This is a genomic window from Caballeronia sp. AZ10_KS36 (assembly GCF_023631105.1).
GTDB lineage: Bacteria > Pseudomonadota > Gammaproteobacteria > Burkholderiales > Burkholderiaceae > Caballeronia.
This window is the reverse complement of record NZ_JALQDQ010000016.1, coordinates 57,112-79,124: the sequence shown is the minus strand read 5'-3', so window position 1 is coordinate 79,124 and position 22,013 is coordinate 57,112. Positions and strand designations below refer to the sequence as shown.

The window sequence follows — 22,013 nt, the reverse complement described above, 5'->3', positions numbered from 1 at the left end:
TTTGAACTCTCCCGCCCAACCGTCCGATGCCGCGAGCGCGCCGCTCGCGCTGACGAACAAACGCAGCGTCGAACTCGATGCGATTTTCTCCGCCGATGGCCTGCTCGCCCGCGCCATCGACGGCTATCGGCCGCGCGCATCGCAGATCGAAATGGCGCGCTCGGTCGCCGCGGCGATGGAAGCGTCCGGCCGCGCAATGCCCGAGCCCGCGATGTTCGAAGCGGAGCGCCGCCCCGCGCGCAAGCTCGGGCCGTCGGACAAGCCGCATGCGCCCGACGACGAGACGGCCGACGACGTCGGCATCGCGACCGCGAAAGCTGCCATCGACGGCGGCGAGAACACGTTGATCGTCGAAGCCGGCACCGGCACGGGCAAGACCTACGCGTACCTCGTTCCCGCCATGTTGTGGGGCGGCAAGGTCATCGTCTCGACCGGCACGAAGCATCTGCAGGACCAGCTTTTTCAGCGCGACATCCCGACCGTGCGCGACGCGCTCGCCGTGCCGGTGTCGGTCGCGATGCTCAAGGGCCGCGCGAACTACCTTTGTCATTACTATCTGGAGCGCACCGCCGACAACGGCCGGCTGCCCTCGCGGCAGGACACGTCGCATCTGCAGGAGATCGTCCGCTTCGCGAAAATCACGCGCACCGGCGACAAGGCCGAACTCGCGAGCGTCCCCGAAAACTCGCCCGTCTGGCCGATGGTCACGTCCACGCGCGACAACTGCCTCGGTCAGGAGTGTCCGCACTACAAGGACTGCTTCGTGATGCAGGCGCGCAAGGAGGCGCAGCAGGCGGATATCGTCGTGGTGAATCACCATCTGTTCTTTGCCGACGTGATGTTGCGCGATACCGGCATGGCCGAATTGCTGCCGATGGCCAACACCATCATCTTCGACGAAGCGCATCAGTTGCCCGAGACGGCGACGCTCTTCTTCGGCGAGACGCTTTCGACCACGCAACTGCTGGAACTGGCGCGCGATACGGTCGCGGAAGGCCTGAGTCACGCGCGCGACGCGGCGGACTGGACGAAGCTCGGCGCGGCGCTGGAGCGGGCGGCGCGCGACCTGCGGCTCGCGTTCAAGGAAGATTCGGCGCGCTTTTCGCTCGGCCAGCTTCCGGACGGTCATCCGCTCTTCGAGGCGCTCGACACGCTCGAAACGCATCTCGATGCGCTCGCGGCGGCGTTGTCGTCGCATGCGGAGCGGGCGGAATCGCTCCAGGCGCTCGTGCGGCGCGCTCGCGAGTTGCAAGACTTGCTCGCGGGCTGGACCACGCCGCCGACGCCGCTCGAACGCGCCGTCGCGGACGACGAAGACACCGCGCAACAGACGGCGAAGGACGAGCCGAACGAGATGGTCCGCTGGGTCGAGGTGTTCTCGCACACGGTGCAACTGCACGAGACGCCGCTATCGGTGGCGCCGATCTTCGCGAAGCAGCGCGCGGGCGTGCCGCGTGCGTGGATCTTCACGTCGGCGACGCTTTCGGTGCGCGGCGACTTCACGCACTATGCGGCGCAGATGGGCCTGAACGCGCGGCGCTCCATGACGCTGCCGAGCCCGTTCGACTATCCGACGCAAGGGCTCTTGTACGTGCCGCGCAATCTGCCGCAGCCGTCGTCGCCCCAGTTCACGGATGCGGTCTTCGAGGCCGCGCTGCCCGTGATCGAAGCGGCCGGCGGCGGCGTGTTCGTGCTGTGCACGACGCTGCGCGCGGTCGATCGTATTTCGGCGCGCCTGCGCGACGTGATCGAGCGGCGCGGCTGGCAGAACCCGCTGCTGGTTCAGGGCGATGCGAGCCGCACGGAACTGCTCGACCGCTTCCGTGCTTACGGCAACGCGATTCTCGTGGGCAGCCAGAGCTTCTGGGAAGGCGTCGATGTGCGCGGCGATGCGCTCTCGCTCGTCGTGATCGACAAGCTGCCGTTCGCGCCCCCGGACGATCCGGTGCTCGCCGCGCGGCTCGATGCGCTCACGAAAAAAGGACTGAGCCCGTTCGCCGTGCATCAGTTGCCGCAGGCGGTCATCACGCTGAAGCAGGGCGCGGGCCGCCTGATCCGCGCGGAAACGGATCGCGGCGTGCTGATGATCTGCGATACGCGCCTCGTCGACAAACCGTACGGACGGCGCATCTGGCAAAGCCTGCCGCCGTTCAAGCGCACGCGCGAACTCGATGTCGTGCGCGCGTTCTTCAGCGATTCGTGCAGTTCGGCGGTGGAACTGGCCGACTAGCCTTCCGTGACGCTGCGCACGTTGAAGATGGCCTGAGCGAGCCGCGCGGCGCGCTCGGCTGCGGCTTGTTCCGCGCCACGCGCGAGGCGCACGTGCATCGATTGACGGCCGTATGCGCCGCCGAAGCTCGGACGCGTGGCAGGCTTGCCGGCAATGGGCTTCGGCGTGGTTTCGTCGCGCCGCGCCGGCGCGTCCGCGAAAATGCGCGCGTTGACGATCGCGCCCGGCTTCACGCGGATGCCGTTCGACGCCAGCACGCGGTTGACCTCGGCCGCCAACGGCTGCGCCCGTTCCCGCGACTGCAAGTCACCGCGAAACTCACGGATGGCGCGCGCGTCGGGAAAGCCGTCGCGTTCGGCGTCGATACGCGCGAACCGCTGAAGGCCGATGCTGTCGATGAGCGCGTCCGCGCAATCACGATCGGACAGACCGAACCAGTTTTGCAGCACGCAGATTCGCAGCATGCGCTCGGTGGTCGCCCGCGCCTGAACGTCCGGCTGGATGATCGCGCACAGCGTCGGCCAGGGCAGCAAGGAATCCATCGTGTCGAGAAATGCATCGCGCTGGGTGCGCGGAACCGTTACAGCCATACTGGTCTCTTGCAAGAAGCGGGGCGCGGGCGAGGCTTCGCTTGATGCGATGTCTGCCGATGCGTTAAGCATTGCTAATTTTTGTTGCCAAGTGACAAAAATCTGGACGAAAAAATAGGGCGATTCAACGCCCTTGCAAACGAAGCCGGCGCAAGCGCGCCGGCCGTTCGACATGCATTACCAGATCTGATACCAGGGCTTATCCGTGCCCGCGCGACGCTTGCCGGTGACATACGGGCTGTCCGGGAACGTCGCGGCCAGCACGCGCTTGGTGTCGTCGGCGAGTTGCGGCTGATCGAGCCTCTGATACGACATCATCATGATATGCAGCGCGTCTTCGGTCGCCGGGGCGTTCTTGTATTCGCGAATGGCGAGCTGCGCCCGGTTGATGGCGGCCACATACGCGCCGCGGCGGAAATAGTAATCGGCGGCATGCACTTCATGCGACGCCAGCGCGTTCACGATATAGCGCATGCGCTGCGCGGCGTCGGGCGCGTATTTGCTTTGCGGATACTTGTCGACGACCACCTTGAACGCGTCATACGACTCGCGCAGCGACTTCGGATCGCGCTCGCTCATGTCCTGGCCGGAGAAGCGGCCGAAGAGACCGAGGTCGTCGTTGAAGTGGATCATGCCCTTCAGATAATACGCATACGCGATATCCGGATGATCCGGATGCAGGCGAATGAAACGGTCGATGGCCTGATCCGCCGAGGCGGTTTCGCCGTCCTTCCAGTTGCAGTACGCGACGTTGATCTGCGCCTGCTGCGCGAAGTGGCCGAACGGGTCGCGGCCTTCGAGCGCCTCGAAATACTTGGCGCACTTGCCCCAGTCGCTGCCGGATAGCGCGTCCTGGGCCTCCGTATATAATTTGTTGTTATTCCACGTTGCCGTTTCGTCGGTTTTCTCGGGCAGGCCGTGGCAGGCCGTGACGATGGCGACGCTCGCGGCCAGCGCCAGATACTTGATCGATCGCTGCATCGCTCGATGAATGGTGTTGAAGGCTCGCATCAGTGCTTGCATTTCCTGGGCTGATTTCTGGCTTGCTTCTTAACTGATTCCAACTGTGTGCGGCAGTACTTCCGGTGCAGTCTTTGCGCACGGCGCGCTGCTCGGTCAATCACGTCGTTTCGTGACTCGCAACGGTTGCGCGTGGTGACTCGTCGGGCTGTCGGCTTCGATCGAGACCGCGGCTGCTTCCCGTCAATCTCTCGTTCACATGACTCGCTCAAGTACTCGTCGTACCAAAGACCAACTCGAAGATTATAGCCCATGCGCCAACGGCGACGACTCGGCTTTGCCCGAATCGGAAGCCGGCGCGGGACAGCAACCAGGCGCCGATGCGCCCCGCACGGCGCGCGTGCCCGACGAACTTGCGGGCGACCGGCTCGACAAGGTGCTTGCCAAGGTTTTCCCGGAGTTTTCGCGCAGCCGTCTGCAAAGCTGGATCGAAGAGGGCCGCGTGCTGGTGGACGGCGCGAGCGCGAAAGTGCGCCAGCCGGTGCCGCTCGGCGCGACCATTTCGCTCGTCCCGGATCTGTTGCCCGAGCAACTTGCCTTCACGCCCGAGCCGGTGCCGCTCGACATCGTCTACGAAGACGAGGCGCTCGTCGTCATCAACAAGCCCGCGGGGATGGTCGTGCATCCCGCGGCCGGCAACTGGAGCGGCACGCTGCTGAACGGCCTGCTGCATCGCTACGGCAGCGCCGCGGCCGGCTTGCCGCGCGCGGGCATCGTGCATCGGCTGGACAAGGAGACGTCCGGGCTGATGGTCGTCGCGCGCACGCTCGAAGCGCAAACGGACCTCGTGCGTCAGTTGCAGGCGCGTACGGTCAAGCGCCGCTATGTCGCTTTCGTATGGGGCACCATGCCGGAAGACGGCACCATCGACGCGCCGATCGGCCGCGATCCGCGCGAACGCACGCGCATGGCGGTCGTGCAGAGCGCGGCGGGCAAGCCCGCGCGCACGCACTTTCGCACTATCGACCGGGCGAGATGGCAGGGCCAGCCGGTGAGCGCCATTCATTGCGATCTCGAAACGGGCCGAACGCACCAGATTCGCGTGCATTGCGCGCACGTCGGACATCCGCTTCTGGGCGATCCGGTCTACGGGCGCGCGCGCGGCAAGCGTTCGGTGACGCCGCTGCCCGACGGCTTCGCGCGGCAGGCGCTGCATGCGTGGCGGCTCGGCCTGATCCATCCGGTGACGGGCAAGGCAGTGCACTGGCGCGCCGACGTGCCCGAGGATATGACCGCGCTCGCCGCCGCACTCGGATTCGGACGCGAAGAGGAAGCGGAATTCGACGAGGACGATGGAGACGAAGAGTTCGTGCAGGTCTATGAGGCCGATGAAGATTGGGATGAAGACGACGATTACGAGGACGACGAAGCATGACCGATTCACACGCGGCGCAGTCACAAGCATTGGACCCGAAACACTGCCTCTGGCCGCAATGGCGCGTGGCGCCGCGTGTTCGCGCATTCGTGACGACGCGTGCGGGCGGCGTGAGCGAGGCGCCGTATGACGGCGGCGCGCCGCAAGCGGGCGGTTTGAATCTGGGACTTTCGACCGGGGATGCGCCCGCCGCCGTGCAGGAGAATCGCCGCCGCGCGCTCGCGCTGACCGGCGCGCGCGATGCCGCGTGGCTCGAACAGATCCACGGCACGCAAGTCGAAGACGCCCACGCGGTCATCGAGGCGCGGGCGTCCGGACCGACGCGCGCCGACGCGAGCGTGACGGATCGGGCGGGCGTCGTCTGCGTCGTGATGACGGCGGACTGCCTGCCCGTGCTCTTTTGCGATGACGAAGGCCGCGCGGTCGGCGCGGCGCATGCGGGCTGGCGCGGGCTCGCGGGCGGCATCGTCGAGAAGACCGGCGAGCGCGTCGCGGCGCTCGCGGGCGCGCCGGCATCGGCACTCAACGCTTATCTCGGACCGGCGATCGGGCCAGATGCGTTCGAAGTCGGCGAAGACGTGCTCGACGCCTTCGTCGCCGCGAGCGGGGCGCATCGACGCGATGCGACCGCGGCCGCGTTCAAGGCGACCGGCACGCCCGGCAAATACTTCGCGGACATTTACGCGCTCGCGCGGTTGCGACTCGCCGATATCGGTATCGACGCGGCGCGCATTCACGGTGGAACGCACTGCACGGTGACCGAAGAAACGCGCTTCTATTCCTACCGGCGCGACCGCGTGACGGGCCGCATGGCCGCGATGATCTGGCTCGCCGACTGATCGAGAAGCCGCATCACCCAACGCCCGGAAACGCGCGGCAAACGAGCATTTCTTTCATGGGGGAAAACGATAATTATAAAAACATCGCACTGCGGCAAAATCGGGACGAAGCATTGACATGCTTGACGCCCAAGCGCAAGAATGTTCGCAGAATTGTGTTCAATCGGGCACGGCGTAGCGCGGGCGGCTTCCGCCCGGCGCGCAAAGGCGCACCCATACTTTCGCGCGCTGGCCGAGACGGCCCGGCAATGCCTGCATCAGCAATCAGTCTTTCGAGACTCAGAGGTCAAAGGCGGGTATGGCTTCCAATACATCCTCTTCATCTTCCCGCTCCCGTACCGCCGCCGAAGACAGCACCACGGCGCAGCCAGCAGCCGACAACACGGCAGGCGTACAGCAGGCATTCGAGCAATGGCTGAATGCGTGGCGCGCGGTCGCCGATCCGGCGCAGTGGGCGAAATTCACTCAACAGACGAATCCGGCGAATCCGGCGGCTGACGGCGCGTCCGCAAACGGCGGCGCTTCGCCTTCTTCGGCATTCGGCGGCTTCCCGTTCCACGGTTTCGGCGGTCTGCCCGGCGCGCTTCCAGGCACGCTCCCCGGTGGATTTCCGACCGCATTCCCGACCATCGCGAGCATGCCGCAGATGCCCGACCTCGCGAAGATGAACGGTCTCGCCGAATTCGCGAAGCTCGCGAGCAGCATGCCGGGCTTCGGCGCGGCCATGCAGGGCTTGCCGACGCTGCCCAAGATTCCGACGGCGGCCATCGCGCCGGAACGCCTGCATCAGCTGCAAAGCGACTACACGCGCGACGTCGGCGAACTGATGAAGCAGGCGAGCGGACAGAGCATCGATCCGGCCGCACTCAAGGATCGGCGCTTCAAGGACACCGCGTGGCAATCGACGCCCGCGTTCGCGTTCACGGCCGCATGGTATCTGCTGAACGCGCGCTATCTTCAGGAACTCGCCGACGCCGTGCAGAGCGACCCGAAGACGCGCGAGCGCATTCGCTTCGCCGTGCAGCAGTGGGCCGCCGCGGCCGCGCCGAGCAACTATCTCGCGCTCAATCCCGAGGCGCAGAAGGCGCTCATCGAAAGCAAGGGCGAAAGCCTGCGTCAGGGCATGCTGAACCTGCTCAACGACATGCAGCGCGGCAAGATCTCGCAGTCGGACGAATCGGTGTTCGCCATCGGCAAGAACGTCGCGACGACCGAAGGCGCGGTCGTGTACGAGAACGAGCTCATGCAGCTCATTCAGTACAAGCCGCTCGCGCCGAAGGTCTACGCGCGGCCGCTTCTGATCGTGCCGCCGTGCATCAACAAGTTCTACATCCTCGATCTTTCGCCGGAAGGCTCGCTCGTACGTCATGCGCTCGAATCGGGCCAGCAGGTGTACATGATCTCGTGGCGCAATGCGGACCAGTCCATTGCTCACAAGACATGGGACGATTACGTCGGCGAAGGCGTGATGCAGGCGATGAGCGTGGTCTCCGACATCTCCGGTGCGGACAAGATGAACACGCTCGGCTTCTGCATCGGCGGGACGATGCTCGCAACCGCGCTCGCCGTCGAGAAGGCGCGCGGCAACGAGCCGGCCGCGTCGATGACCCTGCTTACCTCGATGCTCGACTTCTCCGACACGGGCGTGCTCGACGTCTTCGTCGACGAGGCGCACGTGGCGATGCGCGAGCAGACCATCGGCGGCAAGAACGGCGCGCCGCCGGGACTCATGCGCGGCATCGAGTTCGCCAACACGTTCTCGTATCTGCGCCCGAACGATCTGGTGTGGAATTACGTCGTCGATAACTACCTGAAGGGCCGCACGCCGCAAGCGTTCGATCTGCTCTACTGGAACAGCGATTCGACGAACCTGCCCGGTCCCATGTGCGTCTGGTATCTGCGCAACACGTATCTGGAAAACAAGCTGCGCGAGCCGGGCGCGGTGACGGTGCTCGGCGTGCCCATCGACTTGTCGACCATCACGACGCCGACATTCATCTATGGCTCGCGCGAAGACCATATCGTGCCGTGGAAATCGGCGTATGCTTCGGCGCCGCTGCTTTCCGGGCCGCAGACCTTCGTGCTCGGTGCATCGGGGCATATCGCGGGCGTGATCAATCCGCCGTCGAAAAACAAGCGCAGTTTCTGGATGCTCGATAGCGCGGGCGAGCGCCTGCCGGAGACCGCGGACGCGTGGTTCGAGGCCGCGAGCGAGCATCCCGGCAGCTGGTGGCCGGCGTGGACGCAGTGGCTTGCCAAGCAGTCCGGCGAGCAGCAGAAGGCGAGCGCAGGGCTCGGCTCGAAGGATTATCCTGTGATCGAGGCGGCTCCGGGCCGTTACGTCCTCAAGCGCGACAGTTGACAGGCGCGAACGGATCGGCCGCACAAACCGCTCTAACATTCGACGCCAAAGGAAACGGAAATGACTGACGTAGTGATCGTATCGGCCGCGCGCACCGCGGTCGGCAAATTCGGCGGCTCGCTTGCGAAGATCGCAGCGCCGGAACTGGGCGCAACCGTGATTCGCGCGGTGCTCGAACGCGCGGGTCTCAAGCCCGAGCAAATCAGCGAAGTCATTCTGGGTCAGGTGCTGACCGCGGGATCGGGCCAGAACCCGGCGCGCCAGTCGGTCATCAAGGCCGGCTTGCCCGAAATGGTCCCCGGCATGACGATCAACAAGGTCTGCGGCTCCGGACTCAAGGCAGTGATGCTCGCGGCCAACGCGATCATCGCGGCCGATTCGGAGATCATCGTCGCGGGCGGCCAGGAGAACATGAGCGCGGCGCCGCACGTGCTGCCCGGCTCGCGCGACGGCTTCCGCATGGGCGATGCGAAGCTGATCGACTCGATGATCGTCGATGGCCTGTGGGACGTCTATAACAACTACCACATGGGCACGACGGCGGAGAACGTCGCGAAGGAATACGGCATCACGCGCGAAGCGCAGGACGCGTTTGCCGCGCTCTCGCAGAACAAAGCCGAGGCCGCGCAGAAGGCCGGCCGCTTCGACGACGAGATCGTGCCGGTTTCGATTCCGCAGCGCAAAGGCGAGCCGATCCAGTTCGCCACCGACGAATTCGTGCGCCACGGCGTGACCGCCGAAGCGCTCGCGGGACTGAAACCCGCGTTTTCGAAGGAAGGCACGGTGACGGCGGCGAACGCATCGGGCATCAACGACGGCGCGGCGGCGGTGGTCGTCATGTCGGCGAAGAAGGCCGAGGCGCTGGGCCTCACGCCGCTCGCGCGCATCAAGGCGTACGCGAGCGCGGGCGTCGATCCGAAGATCATGGGCATGGGCCCGGTGCCGGCCTCGAAGCGCTGTCTGGAACGCGCGGGCTGGAGCATCGACGATCTCGACCTGATGGAGATCAACGAAGCATTCGCCGCGCAGGCGCTCGCGGTGCACAAGCAGATGGGCTGGGATCAGGAAAAGATCAACGTGAACGGCGGGGCGATTGCGATCGGGCATCCGATCGGCGCATCGGGCTGCCGCATTCTGGTCACGCTGCTGCACGAAATGCAGAAGCGCGAGGCGAAGAAGGGCCTCGCGTCGCTGTGCATCGGCGGCGGCATGGGCGTCGCGCTGGCGGTCGAGCGGCTGTAGAGCGAGGCCGGGTCGGAATAGGGAAGGGACAAGCGGGCGGCGCCCCCGGGCGCACCGCATAACGAACGAGGAGTCGAGCATGACGAAGCGCGTAGCGTATGTAACCGGCGGGATGGGCGGCATCGGCACCAGCATCTGCCAGCGGCTGCACAAGGACGGCTTCACGGTCGTGGCAGGTTGCGGTCCGAACTCTCCGCGCCGGGTGAAATGGCTCGAAGACCAGAAGGCGCTCGGCTTCGACTTCATCGCCTCCGAGGGCAACGTCGGCGACTGGGAATCGACCAAGAACGCGTTCGACAAGGTGAAGGCCGAAGTCGGCGAAGTGGATGTGCTCGTCAACAACGCGGGCATCACGCGCGATGTCGTGTTCCGCAAGATGACGCACGAGGACTGGACCGCGGTCATCGACACGAATCTGACGAGTCTCTTCAATGTCACGAAGCAGGTGATCGACGGCATGGTCGAGCGCGGCTGGGGCCGGGTCATCAATATTTCGTCGGTGAACGGGCAGAAAGGCCAGTTCGGCCAGACGAACTATTCGACGGCCAAGGCCGGCATTCACGGTTTCACCATGGCGCTCGCGCAGGAAGTGGCGACCAAGGGCGTAACGGTCAACACGGTCTCGCCGGGCTATATCGGCACGGACATGGTGAAGTCCATTCGCCCGGAAGTGCTGGAGAAGATCGTCGCGACCATTCCGGTGCGGCGACTCGGCACGCCGGACGAGATCGGCTCGATCGTCGCGTGGCTCGCGTCGGAGGAATCGGGTTTCGCCACCGGGGCGGATTTCTCGCTCAACGGTGGTTTGCACATGGGCTGACGGGCCGCGATCGCCGGCGGGCGCATGGGGCGCCCGCGCCGGCGAATGCCGCCTGCCGGATACATCAACGATGCGGCGAACCCGCAGCAACGCTTTTTTGCGACAACGCAAGACATGCTTGCTGCCATCGCAGTAAAGTCTCGCGTTTTGAAGGCGTTCAATGACCACCACGACTACTACAAAGAAATCCGCCGAACGACTCATCAAAAAATATCCGAACCGGCGGCTCTATGACACGGAGACGAGCACCTACATCACGTTGTCCGACGTGAAGCAGCTCGTGCTCGATCAGGAAGACTTCAAGGTGCTCGACGCCAAGTCCAACGACGACCTGACGCGCAGCATCCTGTTGCAGATCATTCTGGAAGAAGAGAGCGGCGGCTTGCCGATGTTCTCGTCGGTGATGCTTTCGCAGATCATCCGCTTCTACGGCCACGCGATGCAGGGCATGATGGGCACGTATCTGGAGAAGAACATCCAGGCGTTCATCGACATCCAGCAGAAGCTCTCGGAGCAGAGCAAGGGCATCTACGACGGCAACGCGCTCAATCCGGAAGTCTGGTCGCAGTTCATGAACATGCAGGCCCCGATGATGCAGGGCATGATGACGAGCTACATCGAGCAGTCGAAGAACATGTTCGTGCAGATGCAGGAGCAGATGCAGAATCAGGCGAAGACGATGTTCAACACGTTCCCGTTCCCGACGCCGAGCGCGCCGTCAGGGGACAAGAAGTAGGGAAGCCGGGCGTTCTCGCTTCGGGCCAGCGGCCCGGAACGGCTTCCCGGATGCTCCGGGGTAAAATACGGGATTGGCCTCGTGCGTCCGGCGACGCCCCTCATCCGACCGTTTCCCCGTGAAAAATTCCCTAGATTCAATCGTCAAGACGAACTCCGCGCCGAAGATCGGCATGGTCAGCCTCGGCTGCCCGAAAGCCCTCGTCGATTCGGAGCAGATCATCACCCAGTTGCGCGCCGAGGGTTATCAAATCTCCGGCAGCTATGACGGCGCCGACCTCGTCGTCGTCAACACCTGCGGCTTCATCGACGAAGCCGTGCAGGAAAGCCTCGACGCTATCGGCGAGGCGCTCAACGAAAACGGCAAGGTCATCGTGACCGGCTGCCTCGGCGCGAAAAAGAGCGCGAGCGGCAGCGGGCTCATCGAGGAAGTGCATCCGAAGGTGCTCGCCGTGACCGGCCCGCACGCGACCAACGAAGTGATGAACGCGGTTCACGCGCACTTGCCGAAGCCGCACGATCCGTTCGTCGATCTCGTGCCGCCGGCCGGCATCAAGCTCACGCCGCGCCATTACGCGTATCTCAAGATTTCCGAAGGCTGCAACCACCGCTGCACGTTCTGCATCATTCCGTCGATGCGCGGCGATCTCGTTTCGCGTCCCGTCGCGGAAGTGATGCTCGAAGCCGAGAATCTCTTCAAGTCGGGCGTGAAGGAACTGCTCGTCATCTCGCAAGACACGAGCGCGTACGGCGTCGATGTGAAGTACCGCACCGGTTTCTGGAACGGCAAGCCGCTCAAGACGCGCATGACCGAACTCGTCGGCGCGCTGGGCGAACTGGCCGCGCAGTACGGCGCGTGGGTGCGCCTGCACTACGTCTATCCGTATCCGAGCGTCGATGAAGTCATCCCGATGATGGCGGAAGGGCCGCTCAAAGGCCACGTGCTGCCGTATCTCGACGTGCCGTTCCAGCACGCGCATCCTGAAGTGCTCAAGCGCATGAAGCGCCCGGCCAATGCCGAAAAGGTGCTGGAGCGCGTGAAGGCATGGCGCGCCATGTGCCCGGATCTGACGATTCGCAGCACGTTCATCGCGGGCTTTCCGGGCGAGACGGAAGAGCAGTTTCAGACGCTGCTCGACTTCATCGAGGAAGCGGATCTGGATCGCGTCGGCTGCTTCGCGTATTCGCCGGTCGAAGGCGCGACCGCCAACGAACTCGACGGCGCGCTGCCCGACGAGGTCCGCGAGGAACGCCGCGCGCGCTTCATGGAACTGGCCGAGGAACTGTCGGCAAAGCGCATGAAGAAGAAAGTCGGCAAGACGCTGAAAGTGCTCGTCGATGAAATCAGCGCGGAAGGCGGCATCGGGCGCACGGCGGCGGATGCGCCGGAAATCGACGGCGTCGTGTATATCGCGCCGCCGACGAAGGCGTCCAAGCGCTACAAGGCAGGCGACTTCGTTTCGGTGAAGATCACGGGCGCGGACGGCCACGATCTCTGGGGCGAGGTCTGACCGATGCCCCCCCACACGCCGCACATCCTCGCGCTCGGCGAGGCGATGATCGAGTTCAATCAGGCGAAACGTGACGAGCCGACGTATCTGCAAGGCTTCGGCGGCGACGTATCGAACTTTCTGATCGCGGCGGCGCGGCAGGGCGCGGCGACGGGCTTCGTTTCGGCGGTCGGCAACGATGGGTTCGGGCAACTGCTGCTCGATCTGTGGCGTGCGGAGAACGTCGATACGTCCGCCGTTCGCGTCGATCCGGACGCGCCAACGGGCGTCTATTTCGTGTCGCACGGCGCGAGCGGGCATCGCTTCGACTATCTGCGCGCGGGGTCGGCGGCGAGCCGCTATGCGCCGTCGCATCTGCCGCTCGACATGATCGCGGCGGCGAAAGTCGTGCATCTGTCGGGCATCAGTCTCGCCATCGGCGTGAGCGCGTGCGATGCCGCGTTCGCCGCCATCGACCATGCGCGCAGCAACGGCGTGCGGGTCAGCTTCGACACGAACCTGCGGCTCAAGCTCTGGCCGCTCGCGCGCGCCCGCGCGGTGATGCTCGAAGCAATCCGCCAGAGCGATATCTGTCTGCCGAGCTGGGACGACGTCACCGTGCTCACGGGCCACGAAGACAAAGACGCCATCGTCGATACGCTGCTCGCGCTCGGCCCAAAAATCGTCGCGATGAAGCTCGGCGCGGAAGGCGCGTATATCGCGACGCCGGACGAGCGGCGCGTGGTGCCGGGCCGCGTCGTCAATGCGGTCGATGCGACCGGCGCGGGCGATTGCTTCGGCGGCGCGTTCATCGCGCGGCTCGTCGCGGGCGACGATCCTTTCGCGGCCGCGCACTACGCGAACGCGGCGGCGTCCTTGTCGACGCAAGGCTTCGGCGCCGTCGCGCCGATTCCGGACCGGGCGGCCGTCGAACGAGCGCTGGCCTGAGCTTTCATAAAATCATTCGATAGGCAAAGGAGACGACATGGAACGCGAAGTGGTGGTGGCAAGCGGCGTGCGCACGGCAATCGGCGGTTTCGGCGGCGCGCTCAAGGATTTCACGCCGACCGATCTCGGGGCGCGCGTGGTGCGCGAGGCGCTGTCCCGCGCGAGCGTCGCGGGCGAGGAAGTCGGACACGTCGTGTTCGGCAACGTGATCCAGACCGAGCCGCGCGACATGTATCTGGCGCGCGTCGCGGCGCTCGACGGCGGCGTGTCGCAGCACGCGCCCGCGCTCACGGTGAACCGGCTGTGCGGCTCGGGCTTGCAGGCGATCGTGTCGGCCGCGCAGTCGATTCTGCTCGGCGATGCGGACATCGCCATCGGCGGCGGCGCGGAAAGCATGAGCCGCGCGCCGTACGTGATGCCCGCCGCGCGCTTCGGCCAGCGCATGGGCGATGCGCGCGTCGTCGACATGATGCTGGGCGCGCTGAACGACCCGTTCCACAAGATTCACATGGGCGTGACGGCCGAGAACGTCGCGAACCAGTACGGCATCACGCGCGAGGCGCAGGACGCGCTCGCGCTCGAATCGCACCGTCGCGCGGCCAACGCCATCGAGGCCGGCTACTTCAAGGAGCAGATTCTGCCGATCACGCTGGCGTCGAAGAAGGGCGACACCGTGTTCGACCGCGACGAGCACGTGCGCATGAACGCGACGGCGGAGGACTTCGCGAAGCTGAAGCCGGTGTTCGCGAAGGAGAACGGCACGGTGACGGCGGGCAACGCGTCGGGCATCAACGACGCGGCGGCGGCCGTCGTGCTGATGGAACGCGGCGTCGCGGAGAAGCGCGGCGCGCGGCCGCTCGGGCGGCTCGTCGCGTACGCGCACGCGGGCGTCGATCCGACCATCATGGGCATCGGCCCGGTGCCGGCCACGCGCAAGGTGCTGGAGCGCGCCGGGCTTTCCGTCGACGATCTCGACGTGATCGAAGCCAACGAAGCGTTCGCCGCGCAAGCCTGCGCGGTCACGCAGGAGTTGCGCCTCGATCCCGCGAGGGTGAACCCGAACGGCTCCGGCATTTCGCTCGGACATCCGATCGGCGCGACCGGCGCGCTCATCACGGTGAAGGCGCTGTACGAGCTCCAGCGCATTGGCGGGCGTTACGCGCTCGTGACGATGTGCATCGGCGGCGGGCAGGGGATCGCCGCGATCTTCGAGCGTATTTGACGTGGTATCGAAGGAAAGAAGGATGAGAGAAGCAACGAAGGCAACGAAGCGGCCGGGCTTGCCGGCCGCGCTGACGATGACCGCCGGCTTGGCCGCGGCGCTCGCGCTCGCGGGCTGCAATTCGCCGATGCCGCCGGATGCATCGGCGTCGGCGTCCGCAAGCGCCCGAAGCGCGCCGAGCGGCGAATCATACGGCGCCGACAAGGCGATCCGGACGCTAGCGCTGCCGCCGCAAAAGCCGCTTGCGCCGAATCCGGAGTACGCGCGCTTTCCGCGCTACGTGGGCACGCTCGGCGGCAAGCAGATCGAGATGAAGCTCGGCGCCAAGACCGATGACGCGTCCGGCGTGCATGGCGAGTATCGCTTCGCCGGCAGTCCGACGGTGATTCTCGTGGCGGGCGACCGCGACGGCGAAACGCTCGAAATCGAGGAGTCGAACGACGGCACGCACATCACCGGCAACTGGGTCGGCAAGTTCGAGGCGGACGGAAGCGTCTCGGGCGAGCGCATGGACCCGGACGATTCCAATGCGCAGCCTTTCGAGTTGCGGCCTGCCGTGGCCGGCGTAATGCTGCCGCGCGCGCCGGCTAGCACCGGCACTGTTGCCGCGCCCGCCGCGCCTTCGCTCGAACCCGCGCCGCCTGCGTTGCCTTCCTCGCCGCCGAACGCCGTGGGCGGCACGACGAACGTCATCATCGGCGAATAACGCCTTCCTTCATTCACGCTGACAGCAAGCCCATGACCGATTCCAGCAGCAAGGACCGAGACCTGCAAACGCGCATCGTCCAGCCGGACGACCGCATCACGCCCGGCTTCGAGTCGTTCTCCGTGCCGGTGGCGCGGGCCTCGACGGTCGTTTTTCCGGACCTCGCGACCATGCGCGCGCTCGTCTGGAGCGACGACTCCAAGTGGCGCTACGGCCTGCACGGCACCCCGACGACGATCGCGCTTGCCCAGCGCCTCGCCGCAATCGAGGGTGGCGAGCATGCGCTTTTGCAGCCGTCCGGCCTCGCGGCGATCTCGAACGTGTACTTCGGCCTCGTCAAAGCGGGCGATCACGTGCTTATGCCGGACAACGCGTACTCGCCGAATCGCGAGCATGCGGACTGGCTCGCGAGCGACTTCGGCCTCGAAGTCAGCTACTACGATCCGATGATCGGCGCCGGCATCGCCGATTCGATCCGTCCCAACACGAAGCTCATCTGGCTCGAAGCGCCCGGCTCGGTCACCATGGAAGTGCAGGACGTGCCGGCGATTACGGCGGTCGCGCGGGCGCGCGGCATCGTGACCGCGATCGACAACACGTTCTCGGCGGGACTCGCGTTCAAGCCGTTCGATCACGGCGTCGATATTTCGGTGCAGGCGCTGACGAAGTACCAGTCGGGCGGCAGCGACATTTTGATGGGCGCAACCATCACGCGCGATGTCGAATTGCACAAGAAGCTCAAGCGCGCGCGCATGCGGCTGGGCGTCGGTGTGTCGGCGGACGATGCATCGCTCGTCTTGCGCAGCCTGCCTTCGATGAAACTGCGCTACGAAGCGCACGACCGCTCGGCGCTCGCGCTCGCGCGGTGGCTCAAGACGCGCCCCGAAGTGGCGGCGGTTCTGCATCCCGCGCTCGACGATTGCCCCGGCCACGAGTTTTTCGCACGCGACTTTTCGGGCGGCGCGGGCGGTCTGTTCTCGATCGTATTCGATGCCCGCTACAGCGCCGAAGAGGTCGATGCGTTCGTCGAGGCGCTCGAGCTGTTCTCGATCGGCTGGAGCTGGGGCGGCGCGCATAGCCTCGCGATGCCCTACAACGTGCGCTCGATGCGCACCGCGTCGCAATGGCCGCACGAAGGCGTGCTGGTGCGGCTGTACGTGGGTCTGGAAGATGAAGCGGATTTGCGCGCGGATATCGAATCCGCGCTGGGCAAAGCGTTCGCGTGATCAGAACAGCCGAAGCAGTCCGTCCAGTCCGACGAAGTTGAACGCGACGCTCGCCGACTCGCGCACGACGGGCTTCGCGCGAAACGCCACGGACAGGCCGGCTTCGGCCATCATCTTCAGATCGTTGGAGCCGTCGCCCATTGCAATCGCCCGCTCGGGATCGATGCCGATCTTCTCGCACGTCTCGCGCAGCGTGCGCGCCTTCACGTCGGCATTCACGATTTCCCCGATGACCTTGCCGGTCAGCTTGCCATCGACGATTTCGAGCGTGTTCGCACGCGTGTAGTCGAGCCCGAGCCGCGTTTTCAGCCGCTCGGTGAAGAACGTGAAGCCGCCGGACACGAGCAGCGTCTTCAGTCCCGCCGCGCGCGCGCCTTCCAGCATGCGTTCGGCGCCCGGCGACAGTCGCAGGCGTTCTTCGTAGACGCGTTCGAGCGCCGTGGCGTCCAGCCCCTTCAGCAGAGCGACGCGGCGCGTGAGGCTTTCGTTGAAGTCCTTGATCTCACCGCGCATCGACGCTTCCGTGATGGCCGCGACTTCGGCCTTCAGCCCGCAAAAGTCCGCGATCTCGTCGATGCATTCGATGGTGATCAGCGTCGAGTCCATGTCCATGGCAACGAGACCGAAATCCGAAAGCTGCGCTTGCGGCTCGATGTACGCATAGTCGAGCGCGTGCGTCCCGCAATAGGCATCGACGTCGGGACGCTGAAGCGGATCGGCATCGACGAGGCGCAAGAGCGTGTCGTCGATACGCGAAGCGGTGCGCGAGCGGGCGAGGGCGGCAAGCGGCCGCAAGTGCGAATCGGCGATCGGGGCGGGGCTTTGAATGACGAGGTTCATCGGAGCGGGTGTTTGTCGAGCGATGGCGCGGGAAGCGGGTATTGTACGGGGCTAGCGTTGTTTCGACGCCGGGCGGGCATGCTTGGCATTTTGCATGCGGCATCATGCATGCGGCATGCAGTACGCGAACCTCCCTACCGCACGACCGCAGCCGGTTCGACTCGCCAATACGGCGGCTCGCCGAACCGCTTTGCGAGATGTACGGGCGGGGGCTACCTCAACGCCTGCGAGCAGCGTTGGCATCTTGCATGCGGCATAGGGCACGGTGCATGCAAAACACAGAACTCCCTACCGCACGACCGCAGCCGCAGCCTATTCGACGGTCTCGGTACGGCGGGTGGCCGAACCGCCTCGCGAGATGTACGCGAGGGGCGCGACCTCGACGCCGGGCGGGAATGCTTGGCATTTTGCATGCGGCCTCCTGCATGCGGCATGCAAAACGCAAAACCTGCTAACGCATCACCGCCGCCGGCTCCACGTCCCAGTAAGGCGGGTCCCCGAACCTTCCCGCAAGAAACTCGATGAACGCCAGCGTCTTCGGCGGAACGAACGCGCGACTCGGATACACCGCCCAGATCGCGACCGTCTGCGCGATAGGATAGTCATCGAGCACGGTGACGAGTTCTCCGCTCGCGAGCAACGGCGCCACGCTCCACGTCGACTTCAGCCCGATGCCGATGCCTGCCGCGAGCGCATCGCGGATGACCTCGCCGTTGTCCGTGACGAGCCGGCCGGACACGCGCACATCGATCACGCCGGTCGGCGTGACGAAACTCCAGTCCCGCTGATCGGCGAGAATCACGCATTCGTGCTGCGCAAGGTCGGCGGGATGGCGCGGCGTGCCGTGTTTCTCCAGGTAAGCGGGCGACGCGCACAGCACGCGCCGGTTGCTCGCAAGCTTGCGCGCGACGAGCGTCGAGTCCTTCAACGCGCCGATGCGTATCGCGAGGTCGATGCCTTCATCCACGAGATCGACGATCTGATCCGTCATGCGCAAGTCCATCGTCACGCTTGGATATTGGGCGAGGAATGCCGGAATCAGCGGCGAGATGTGCTGACGGCCGAGCGATGAGGGCATCGTCACGCGCAGCCTCCCGTGGGGCTCCGCGAGCGCCCGGCCGACCGACGCGCGCGCCGCTTCTGCCGCATCCAGCAACTGGCGCGCATGCGCCGCGAAGATCTCGCCTTCCTGCGTGACGCTCACGCGCCGCGTCGTCCGATGCAGCAGCCGCGCGCCCAGCATGCGCTCCAGACCCGCGATCCGCGCGCTCGCCACGGCCGGCGACAAGCCGAACTCGCGCGCCGCCGACGACAGGTTCGCCAGCGCCGCCGCGCGCACGAAAAGGCTCACGTCGAGCAGATCGAGCCGGTCTCGCGCGTGTCCTTCAACCCATGCGTCGCTCGCCATTCGATGGATTTCCCAAAAAATGTTTCCTGCATTATCGCGGTTTTGCGAAAGCGTGACGCGCGCTACGATGCAGTCACCGTTTGCATTAAGAATCAAAAGTCACCTCACCAAGGACACGCCATGAAAGCCATCGGTTTGACCCGCTACTTGCCGATTTCGAATCCTGAATCGCTCGTCGACATCGAAGTCGATAAGCCCACGCCGACCGGTCGCGATCTGCTCGTGAGAATCGAGGCCATCGCGGTGAATCCGGTCGACACCAAAGTGCGCGCGCCGAAGGACAAGATCGAGGAAAGCCCGCGCGTGCTCGGCTGGGACGCTGCCGGCGTCGTGGAAGCCGTCGGTCCGGACGTCTCGCTCTTCAAAGTGGGCGATGCCGTCTATTACGCCGGCGACATCACGCGGCAAGGCGCGAACAGCGAATTCCATCTGATCGACGAGCGCATCGTCGGCGCGAAGCCGAAGTCGCTCGACTTCACGCACGCGGCCGCGCTCCCGCTCACCACGCTCACGGCATGGGAAGCGTTATTCGACCGGCTGAAGGTGTCCGCCGAAGGCAAGGACGCGGGCAAGACCGTGCTCATCATCGGCGGCGCGGGCGGCGTCGGCTCGATCGGTATTCAGCTCGCCAAGCAAGTGGCGAAGCTCCATGTGATCGCGACGGCGTCGCGGCCCGAGTCGGCGAAATGGGCGACGGAGCTGGGCGCGGATCGCATCGTCAATCACTTCGAGAGCATTCCGGCGCAACTGAAGGACGCCGGCATTCCGCAGGTCGACTACGTGCTCATCTTCAACGACACCGACAAGCATTTCCCGGCCGCGGCCGAAGTCGTGAAGCCGCAGGGCGGCATCTGCACGATCGTCGAGAACGCAGCGCCGCTTCCCGTCGAACTGCTGAAGGCGAAAAGCGCGGCGTTTCACTGGGAGTTCATGTTCACGCGCGCGATGTTCCAGACGCCCGACATGATCGAGCAGCACAAGCTGTTGTCCGAAGTGGCGCGGCTGATCGACGCAGGCATCATCCGCACGACGCTCGGCAAGATCCTCGGAAAGATCAACGCAGCGAATCTCAGAGAAGCGCATCGCCTTCTGGAAGAAGGGCGCGCGATCGGCAAGCTGGTGATGACGGGTTTCTGAAACGCTTCGGCGCATTTTTTCCGGCGTGCGCGGGCTCGGGTTTTCCCCGACGAAGCCCGCGCATCCTCGGCGCTAGACTGACTCCGCCTTAAGCCGATCCGGCGCCCGCCACGCCGGATTGCTCTCGCGCTTATTCAGGAGATGCCGGATGAATCGACTCTCGAACGCAGTGCGCGGCGCCTTCGCAGCCGCCGTCGCTGGCGGCGTGCTTGCGGCCGCGCACGCCACGCCCGGCATTCGCGTCTTGTCCGAAGCGCCGAACGACGGGCCGATCAAATACACGGTCAAGATGACGTCGAAGACCTTCGGCAACGAACAGGAGACGCGCACGATCCGCTCCGGCCAGAGCGATGACTTCACCTGGCAAGCGGCCGCCCCCAAGGGCGCGCAGGCGGTGCCGGACGCTTGCCCGCAGCTTTCGTCGATCCCGCGTGGCGCCGACGGCGCAGCGGTGCGCCAGGTGCAGATCCGCTTTGCGCCCGTCGTCGCGGACAACGGTTCGGCCAACGTGCAACTGAGCTTTCGCGGCTATGCGCCGAAGGGCACGAGCAAGGTCACGGTCGGAGGCAAGGCATTGCAGTGTCCCGTCGATTCGCGCGTCAGCCAGATCGTGCGTTTCAACATGCCGACGTCGACCGGATCGAAGAAGACCGTCACGCTCGATGACGGCACTCAGCTGACCATCACGGCGAGCCGGAAGTAGGTCGCTCGCGCCGCGCCTCAACGCGGCAGATCATCGCGCAACTAACGGTCTTCGTTGCCCGCCTGCGCCAACAGCAGGCGGCCGCCGATGTTGGCATCCTTCCTGCTACCAGAACCGATGCGCATGGCGTCGCGCCCGAAACGCGCCGCCGACATGCCAACCGCCAACGCATCGACCGTTCCGACAGCGAGGTAATCGCGATGCCGCACATGATCTGGAAAGGCGCGATCAGCTTCGGGCTGGTCCACGTGCCTGTGCAACTCTATCCGGCCACGCAGTCGGAGAAGGTCGGATTCAATCTGCTCGACAAACGGTCGATGGACCCCATCGGCTACAAGCAGATCAACAAGAACACAGGCAAGGACGTCACGCGCGACAACATCGTGCGGGGCTTCGAGTACGAGAAGGGCAAGTACGTCGTGATGACGGATGCCGAAATCCGCGCGGCGAATCCCGAGTCGACGCAGACGGTCGATATCCTCTCGTTCGTCGATGCTCCCGAGATCTCGTTCCTCTCACTCGACACGCCGTATTACCTCACGCCCGACCGCAAGGGCGAAAAGGTCTATGCGCTCCTGCGCGACGCGTTGAAGGATACCGGCAAGGTAGGCATCGCGAGCGTCGTGCTGCATAACAAGCAGCATCTGGCCGCGCTGATCCCGGTCGGCCCCGCGCTTGCGCTCAACACGCTGCGCTGGGGCGATGAAGTGCGCGACTTCAGCCAGTTCACGTTTCCGGACGAAGACACCAAGAAGGCGGGCGTCACGACGAAGGAACTGGACATGGCCAAGCGTCTGATCGACGACATGAGCGACTCGTGGGACCCGACCAAGTATCACGACACCTTCCGCGACGACATCATGGCGCTCGTCGAGAAGAAGGTGAAGGAAGGCAAGGTCGCCGAAGTGATGAAGTTCGAGGAAGGCGGCGAGGAGAAGGCAAGCGCGGACATTCTCGACCTGTCCGAACTGCTCAAGCGCAGCCTGAAGAAAGGCGGCGCGCCGAAGCGCGGCGGCAGTTCCCGCAATGCCGACGACGGCAGCGATGACGCAGGTAAGGACGCCGCCGAGGAACCCGCGCGCCCGGCGCGCAAGACGGCGCGTCGCAAGCGCGCTTAGCG

Annotated in this window: 19 protein-coding genes; 15 read left to right on the top strand and 4 right to left on the bottom strand. The window is 65.3% G+C overall.

The genetic code is table 11. The features are described 5' to 3' along the window. Position 1 precedes the first annotated feature (1 nt). On the top strand, positions 2 to 2,230 hold the full coding sequence (gene yoaA, locus NCR35_RS09135) for a DNA repair helicase YoaA (RefSeq protein ID WP_250534132.1): 2,229 nt from the start codon (positions 2 to 4) through the stop codon (positions 2,228 to 2,230). Here yoaA and NCR35_RS09130 read toward each other — a convergent pair. After that, a complete protein-coding gene (locus NCR35_RS09130) occupies positions 2,227 to 2,820 on the bottom strand; it encodes a transposase (RefSeq protein ID WP_250534131.1) in 594 nt (197 codons plus the stop codon). The two genes, yoaA and NCR35_RS09130, sit on opposite strands and share 4 nt — an antisense overlap. A gap of 177 nt (positions 2,821 to 2,997) precedes the next feature. Next, on the bottom strand, positions 2,998 to 3,831 hold the full coding sequence (locus NCR35_RS09125; RefSeq protein WP_244846454.1) for an outer membrane protein assembly factor BamD: 834 nt from the start codon (positions 3,829 to 3,831) through the stop codon (positions 2,998 to 3,000). A gap of 208 nt (positions 3,832 to 4,039) precedes the next feature. Between NCR35_RS09125 and NCR35_RS09120 the strand changes: the two genes are divergently transcribed. The 11 genes from NCR35_RS09120 (at position 4,040) to NCR35_RS09070 (ending at position 16,805) form a co-directional block, all read left to right on the top strand. After that, a complete protein-coding gene (locus NCR35_RS09120; protein ID WP_250534130.1) occupies positions 4,040 to 5,215 on the top strand; it encodes an RluA family pseudouridine synthase in 1,176 nt (391 codons plus the stop codon). Further along, positions 5,212 to 6,054, top strand: coding sequence for a peptidoglycan editing factor PgeF (gene pgeF / locus NCR35_RS09115; protein WP_250534129.1), 843 nt, complete (start codon positions 5,212 to 5,214; stop codon positions 6,052 to 6,054). The genes NCR35_RS09120 and pgeF overlap by 4 nt, the downstream gene beginning before the upstream one ends. Before the next feature lie 298 nt (positions 6,055 to 6,352). After that, positions 6,353 to 8,416, top strand: a complete 2,064-nt coding sequence (phaC, locus tag NCR35_RS09110) for a class I poly(R)-hydroxyalkanoic acid synthase (protein ID WP_250534128.1) — start codon at positions 6,353 to 6,355, stop codon at positions 8,414 to 8,416. A gap of 60 nt (positions 8,417 to 8,476) precedes the next feature. Continuing rightward, complete coding sequence (locus NCR35_RS09105; protein WP_250534127.1) at positions 8,477 to 9,658, top strand: acetyl-CoA C-acetyltransferase; 1,182 nt, start codon at positions 8,477 to 8,479, stop codon at positions 9,656 to 9,658. A 79-nt stretch (positions 9,659 to 9,737) separates the two neighbouring features. Further along, complete coding sequence (locus tag NCR35_RS09100; RefSeq protein WP_250534126.1) at positions 9,738 to 10,478, top strand: 3-ketoacyl-ACP reductase; 741 nt, start codon at positions 9,738 to 9,740, stop codon at positions 10,476 to 10,478. Positions 10,479 to 10,638: 160 nt separating this feature from the next. Next, on the top strand, positions 10,639 to 11,214 hold the full coding sequence (phaR, locus tag NCR35_RS09095) for a polyhydroxyalkanoate synthesis repressor PhaR (protein ID WP_244846440.1): 576 nt from the start codon (positions 10,639 to 10,641) through the stop codon (positions 11,212 to 11,214). 172 nt (positions 11,215 to 11,386) lie between these two features. Beyond that, a complete protein-coding gene (gene rimO, locus NCR35_RS09090; protein ID WP_250534209.1) occupies positions 11,387 to 12,724 on the top strand; it encodes a 30S ribosomal protein S12 methylthiotransferase RimO in 1,338 nt (445 codons plus the stop codon). 3 nt (positions 12,725 to 12,727) lie between these two features. Further along, complete coding sequence (locus NCR35_RS09085; protein WP_250534125.1) at positions 12,728 to 13,651, top strand: sugar kinase; 924 nt, start codon at positions 12,728 to 12,730, stop codon at positions 13,649 to 13,651. A 37-nt stretch (positions 13,652 to 13,688) separates the two neighbouring features. Beyond that, positions 13,689 to 14,873: a beta-ketothiolase BktB gene (gene bktB / locus NCR35_RS09080; protein WP_250534124.1), complete on the top strand. Its 1,185-nt coding sequence runs from the start codon at positions 13,689 to 13,691 to the stop codon at positions 14,871 to 14,873. 22 nt (positions 14,874 to 14,895) lie between these two features. Then, a complete protein-coding gene (locus NCR35_RS09075; protein WP_250534123.1) occupies positions 14,896 to 15,579 on the top strand; it encodes a hypothetical protein in 684 nt (227 codons plus the stop codon). A 32-nt stretch (positions 15,580 to 15,611) separates the two neighbouring features. Further along, complete coding sequence (locus NCR35_RS09070) at positions 15,612 to 16,805, top strand: cystathionine beta-lyase (protein ID WP_250534122.1); 1,194 nt, start codon at positions 15,612 to 15,614, stop codon at positions 16,803 to 16,805. Here NCR35_RS09070 and serB read toward each other — a convergent pair whose 3' ends face one another. Both serB and NCR35_RS09060 read right to left on the bottom strand, forming a co-directional pair. Further along, positions 16,806 to 17,645, bottom strand: coding sequence for a phosphoserine phosphatase SerB (gene serB, locus NCR35_RS09065; protein ID WP_250534121.1), 840 nt, complete (start codon positions 17,643 to 17,645; stop codon positions 16,806 to 16,808). A gap of 451 nt (positions 17,646 to 18,096) precedes the next feature. Further along, entirely contained in the window at positions 18,097 to 19,053 is a 957-nt protein-coding gene (locus NCR35_RS09060) for a LysR family transcriptional regulator (protein ID WP_250534120.1), read from the bottom strand. 120 nt (positions 19,054 to 19,173) lie between these two features. Between NCR35_RS09060 and NCR35_RS09055 the strand changes: the two genes are divergently transcribed. From NCR35_RS09055 to ku, 3 genes are all read left to right on the top strand, one after another. Beyond that, the gene (locus NCR35_RS09055) at positions 19,174 to 20,190 is read left to right on the top strand and encodes a zinc-binding alcohol dehydrogenase family protein (RefSeq protein WP_250534119.1); all 1,017 of its coding nucleotides are present in this window, start codon (positions 19,174 to 19,176) and stop codon (positions 20,188 to 20,190) included. 148 nt (positions 20,191 to 20,338) lie between these two features. Next, a complete protein-coding gene (locus NCR35_RS09050; protein WP_250534118.1) occupies positions 20,339 to 20,893 on the top strand; it encodes a DUF6013 family protein in 555 nt (184 codons plus the stop codon). 200 nt (positions 20,894 to 21,093) lie between these two features. Further along, positions 21,094 to 22,011 (top strand): non-homologous end joining protein Ku, encoded by a 918-nt coding sequence (gene ku, locus NCR35_RS09045; protein ID WP_250534117.1) that lies wholly within the window; start codon positions 21,094 to 21,096, stop codon positions 22,009 to 22,011. Positions 22,012 to 22,013 lie beyond the last annotated feature (2 nt).